At 57.5% G+C, this 4662-nt stretch carries 4 protein-coding genes and 2 pseudogenes; 4 read left to right on the forward strand and 2 right to left on the reverse strand.

Features of this window, described 5'->3' with window-relative positions; genetic code table 11:
• The first annotated feature begins 1265 nt into the window (after positions 1–1265).
• The 4 genes and pseudogenes from dps to ACMX3H_RS17150 all read left to right on the forward strand — a co-directional run bounded on the left by dps (position 1266) and on the right by ACMX3H_RS17150 (position 3625).
• A complete protein-coding gene (gene dps, locus ACMX3H_RS17135; protein ID WP_415211676.1) occupies positions 1266–1769 on the forward strand; it encodes a DNA starvation/stationary phase protection protein Dps in 504 nt (167 codons plus the stop codon).
• A 122-nt stretch (positions 1770–1891) separates the two neighbouring features.
• Positions 1892–2153: pseudogene (locus tag ACMX3H_RS17140) on the forward strand (DksA/TraR family C4-type zinc finger protein).
• 448 nt (positions 2154–2601) lie between these two features.
• Positions 2602–3242 (forward strand): annotated as a pseudogene (locus tag ACMX3H_RS17145) (flavin reductase family protein).
• Between the two features lie 152 nt (positions 3243–3394).
• A complete protein-coding gene (locus tag ACMX3H_RS17150) occupies positions 3395–3625 on the forward strand; it encodes a hypothetical protein (protein WP_415211677.1) in 231 nt (76 codons plus the stop codon).
• A 123-nt stretch (positions 3626–3748) separates the two neighbouring features.
• Here the strand turns inward: ACMX3H_RS17150 and ACMX3H_RS17155 are convergent, their stop codons facing one another.
• A complete protein-coding gene (locus tag ACMX3H_RS17155) occupies positions 3749–4474 on the reverse strand; it encodes a hypothetical protein (protein ID WP_415211678.1) in 726 nt (241 codons plus the stop codon).
• Complete coding sequence (locus ACMX3H_RS17160; protein WP_415211679.1) at positions 4461–4598, reverse strand: hypothetical protein; 138 nt, start codon at positions 4596–4598, stop codon at positions 4461–4463. The genes ACMX3H_RS17155 and ACMX3H_RS17160 overlap by 14 nt, the downstream gene beginning before the upstream one ends.
• Positions 4599–4662 lie beyond the last annotated feature (64 nt).

The raw sequence follows: 4662 nt of genomic DNA on the forward strand, positions 1-4662 counted from the left end.
CTCAAACCGGGATGGAAATAAAAGTTATTAAAATCAATACAATGTGAAAATGCAATGAGCATAAGCGTGTAACGTAGGTTTACTGTCTCATACAACAAACCCACCAATAATTCAAGACGTCCTCCACGGGGCGCTTACGCGCCACATGCATTATAAATATAAGATGTATTTATTAGACCCGCCGCTTTTTATTCCCGCTGGCTATAACCTAATTGCCTGAAGCCAAATTGCCGTTTATCGCGGCGCGTGGCGGCCCTGCCCCGCGCAGGGACAGTGGCAGGCGCGAACGGCACGTCGGAATGCCGTTCCCCTCAGCCGTTGCTCAAGGTCTTTGGCGAGTCATGGCGCTGGCTATTGGCTTGGCCGCGCCCTGATGATCAACAATGCTTCATAACGGTTGCTGAATTGCCTAACACCTATTGGATTGCCGTTGGGAGCGATGGCAGCTCAGCGCCTTCCCGATTCGGGGTCGGCTGAAGTTGGTGGCGTCGTTAATCGCCGCGAGAGGGCACTCCCTTCACCGACCTCATTGCGCGCCAAGACCGCAGGGACGCGGTGGTGCCTCATCGGCGCCTCAGAATACCGTTGCGCGACAATGCATCATCCCCGCCTGAGTGTCCTGTGCCACGGCGGTACCTTATCGGCGGTCACACCCGGTGATAGGCGGTTGCGCAAGGGGGGAATCGGAGGAGGATGGGACATGTCCTTGTTCCCCACCAGCATCAATGCCGGGAAGGTGCTGCAGCACAGTTTACTGTGGCATGGCGGGGGCTATAGCGCAAAACCCCGGTGGCGTTGGGGCAATCCGGAAAACGGTGCGCCCGCACGTCCAGTACCGATACGCAGGTCTGTCTCTAGCCGATATTGCTGTTGCGCGGAAGTCTGCTGCATGGCTCACGCGGCCGGCATGCTTTATGCGCTGATGTTGCCGGTAGGGATAACGTGTCCATCCAGGAATGACGCAGCCGGCAGTGTGGCGGCGAGTGACGCTACCGCGCGCCGATAGCGGCGGACGTAGGGCCTACAGCGCCAATCACGCCGGTGTCGACGGCTATAGGTCGTTTGATTGCATCACCGTCATTTCCGGCGGTGATGGGCGGGATGCTGTTCTTGCAGCGGTTGCGGTCCCGGCCGCGGCCAAATCACTTTAGATAATAAAACAGCGATAGCTTTGATAGGGAGCAAGATTTTAAATCGCTGCTATAATTATTATCTGAATGAAATTAAAAACGAGCCGTTATGAACTAATAAGAGGATAAGTAATTATGAGTACCGCTAAACTGGTTAAAACGAAATCTTCTGAACTCATTTTTACGCGCAATGATGTGGACGAACAGGTTAAAACCACGACTATCGCCACGCTTAACCATATTGTGATTGAGCTGGTGGATCTGGCGCTAATCACTAAACAGGCGCATTGGAATATGCGTGGAAACAACTTTATTGGCGTGCATGAAATGCTGGACGGTTTCCGGACCGCCATTCTTGACCATCAGGATACGATTGCCGAACGTGTCGTACAACTGGGCGGCGTCGCGTTGGGGACAGTACAGGTGACCAACAACAAAACCCCGCTGAAAAGCTATCCGACCACGATCCATACGGTGCAGGATCACCTGAAAGCCCTGGCCGACCGCTACGGTATTGTCGCTAACGATGTACGGAAGGCCATTACTGAAGTCGAGGATGAGGACACCGCTGATATCTTTACGGCGGCTTCCCGTGACCTGGATAAATTCCTGTGGTTTATCGAGTCTAATATCGAATAAATCCGCGTCAGTGCCAACGCGAGTTGGCACTGGCTTACGTAATACCCTAAAGGCTGACGGCTCGATCGTTGGCCTTTTTTATTGACTCTTTTTTTACTGACTCAATTGCCGGAGGTGACACTATGGCAAGTGGATGGGCGCCGGATGGCGCCGTGCAGGATCAAATCGATGCCACTCTCAACGATGCGGTACAGCGTGTTCGACAGGGGCTTAACGGCGGCGTAAGCGCGCAATATTGTCAGGAATGCGGCGATCCCATTCCCGAGCCGAGCGGCGGTGCCTGGCGTGCAGTTGTGCCTAACCTGCCAACGCGAACAGGATAAACACCAAGCGAGTTATGCCGGCTACAATCGCCGCGGCAGCAAGGATAGCCAGTTGCGCTAAGGCAGCGCTGACAGTCCATGGCGGCCCCTGCAGGGCTGGTCGGGCACCGGTCCGGTACTCGCCGAGTGCAGAGTCCGCATCGAAGGCGAAGGCGCGAGCAGGCTGGTACACGCTAAGCCAGCGTCACAAGCGCTGGCATGTCTTTAACCCGCTGAGCCCGCGTCGGAAGCGCGAAAATGTTCGACCCGTGCGGAACAGCGTTGTTGGTGCGAGCATGTCCTGTACCGTACACGCTCGGCCAACGTCGGGGGCGCGAGAATGCCCGACGTGCGCTGATACAGCGTCGAAGGCGTGGGAATGACCGGCGCGGTCTGGCACCGCTCTCGGCACCTTTCGGATAAGCGCGCCTGCCGCAGGCCGCCTAATAATGGACGTTTTCCGATTCGGCATGTGGCCTGCGCACGGGCGAGCCGCATGGTGGCGTAATCATTGGCTGGAGGATGCCGATATGACCCGCAGCTCGCACTACTTTTACGAACCGGCGCAAGGCCACGGTTTGCCGCACGACCCGCTAAACGCCATCATCGGCCCGCGCCCCATTGGCTGGATAGCGTCGGTAAACGCCAAGGGCCAGCGTAATCTGGCACCCTACAGCTTTTTTAATTGTTTTAACTATCATCCGCCGATCATCGGCTTTTCCAGCGCCGGCTGGAAAGATAGCGTGGCGAATATCAACGCCACCGGCGAATTTGTCTGGAATCTGGTCACGCGCCCCCTGGCCGTTGCCATGAACGAAACATCCGCCTCTCTTCCCGCCGGCGAGGACGAGTTTGCCGTTGCCGGCCTGACGCCTATCCAAGGGGAGCGGGTGAAGGCCCATCGCGTCGCCCAAAGTCCGGTCAATTTTGAATGTCGTCTGAGTCAGTGTATTGCGCAGGTGGACGCCAGCGGCCACGAAACCGGCAGTTGGCTGGTATTGGGGGAAGTGGTGGCGGTGCATATCGATCGCCGGCTACTGGATGCTGACGGAGTGTATCAGACCGCCGCCGCGGAGCCGGTTCTGCGCGGCGGCGGTCCTAGCGCCTACTTTGCTATTTCCGCACAGCAGCGCTTTGACCTGTGCGCCCGGACGATCGAAACCGCCGTTAACCCGGCGCCCACCGACGCCACGGCAGGTGTAAAGATAACGGGACGGTTATATCAAAAAAAATGGTGAACTCGTTCAAAAATTCCCTAAGAAAAATCGTATCAGCTGGCGTATCATACGCTTCCGTTATGATATAGTTTACAGAGTTATTAGTATGAAATTCTCTTTTAAGGCTTTTATTATCTTCAGCGCAGTGGCCCTGAGTCAGGGCGCCGTCGCTTACCGCCTCACGGACATGCCGCGCGATCCGCGCAGCGACAGCGCCTGCATGGCGCAGACCACCGCCGACACCGCCGGCCGCTGCCCCGCCCAGCGTTTTTCCGCCGAAAATAACCAAGCCATCAAAGGCTACAGCCCGGAGTACCATCAACAGCACGGCGCATAATGCCGGCCGCCACCCCGTCCCGCGCTTCGCCGCCGAGAATAAACTCCCCCGGGCAGCAAAGGCTACAGCCCGCAAAACCCGCAATACCATCAGCAGCCCGGCGCGTCACACCGGGCCCTTTGCTCAGCCGTAGCGCCGCTGTATCGCTTGCGCGAATTGCCGGCACATAGTGTCATCCCCCTGGGCGTTGCTTGCCAGGACCTCATCGCCATCCACGACCCGGATGTCGGCCTGCCAGGCGAAATCCGCCGGCGGCTGGGGACGCGTCTGGGCCTGCTCCATGCAGTCCTGCGCCTGCCGCCATGCCTGCTCGACGGTCTGATTGCAGGCGTTGGCCAGATAGGCCGGATTAAAGCCTTCACCGGTCAGACTGACCAGCGTGGCGTCATGGCTGACGCTGTTGCCCGGTTGCCAGTAATGCCGCGCCAAACTCGGCCCAATCGCCGGATTATCGGTCAGGTAACCGTCACGCTGCAAAAAGAAATGTCGGGTCTGTTCCACCGCCATCAGCGCCAGCAAGTACCCTTGATAGGAGCAGGCGGACTCCTGCGACAGCAAATGCGGGATCGCCAGGGTTGGCCGTGGGCTGCCGTCGGTGCCCAGGATGCGCCGTTCATTGTCCCGCGCCAGGCAGGTGATGGCCTCGGGCGTCAAGTGTGCCTCATCCCATTGATACAGCGTCCACTCAAAATAGGGCACCAGCAGAATATGGCGCTCGTTGAAAGCGCGCATCGGCTGGCGAGCGGCGATAGCGTCGTGGATAAGCGCGTCCGGCACCGCCTCGCCACGGTCGTTCACGGCATAGCGTTTCAACCAGTCCGCATCGTCAAGCAGACTATCGCAAAACATCGATTGCGTTTCTGCATAGGCCATTGAGGTAGGCGGAAACTCCTGTGAAAAGGTAAGCGCCCCGTGGAGGACGTCTTGAATTATTGGTGGGTTTGTTGTATGGCCCGGTAAGAATATGTTCCACTACGATGCCTAGTGAACCCGCATCCTATAAGGGACGGCTGTCAGATCATGGATAATCCGGCGAT

This window comes from Sodalis sp. (in: enterobacteria), assembly GCF_047607725.1.
Classification (GTDB): domain Bacteria; phylum Pseudomonadota; class Gammaproteobacteria; order Enterobacterales; family Enterobacteriaceae; genus JBLKSS01.

Bases quoted from the DNA above. Each gene is read 5' to 3' on its own strand.
- ACMX3H_RS17150 (WP_415211677.1), top strand. From the start codon at position 3,395: ATGAAATTCTCTTTTAAGGCTTTTATTATCTTCAGCGCAGTGGCCCTG.
- ACMX3H_RS17155 (WP_415211678.1), bottom strand. From the start codon at position 4,474: ATGTTTTGCGATAGTCTGCTTGACGATGCGGACTGGTTGAAACGCTAT.
- dps (WP_415211676.1), top strand. From the start codon at position 1,266: ATGAGTACCGCTAAACTGGTTAAAACGAAATCTTCTGAACTCATTTTT.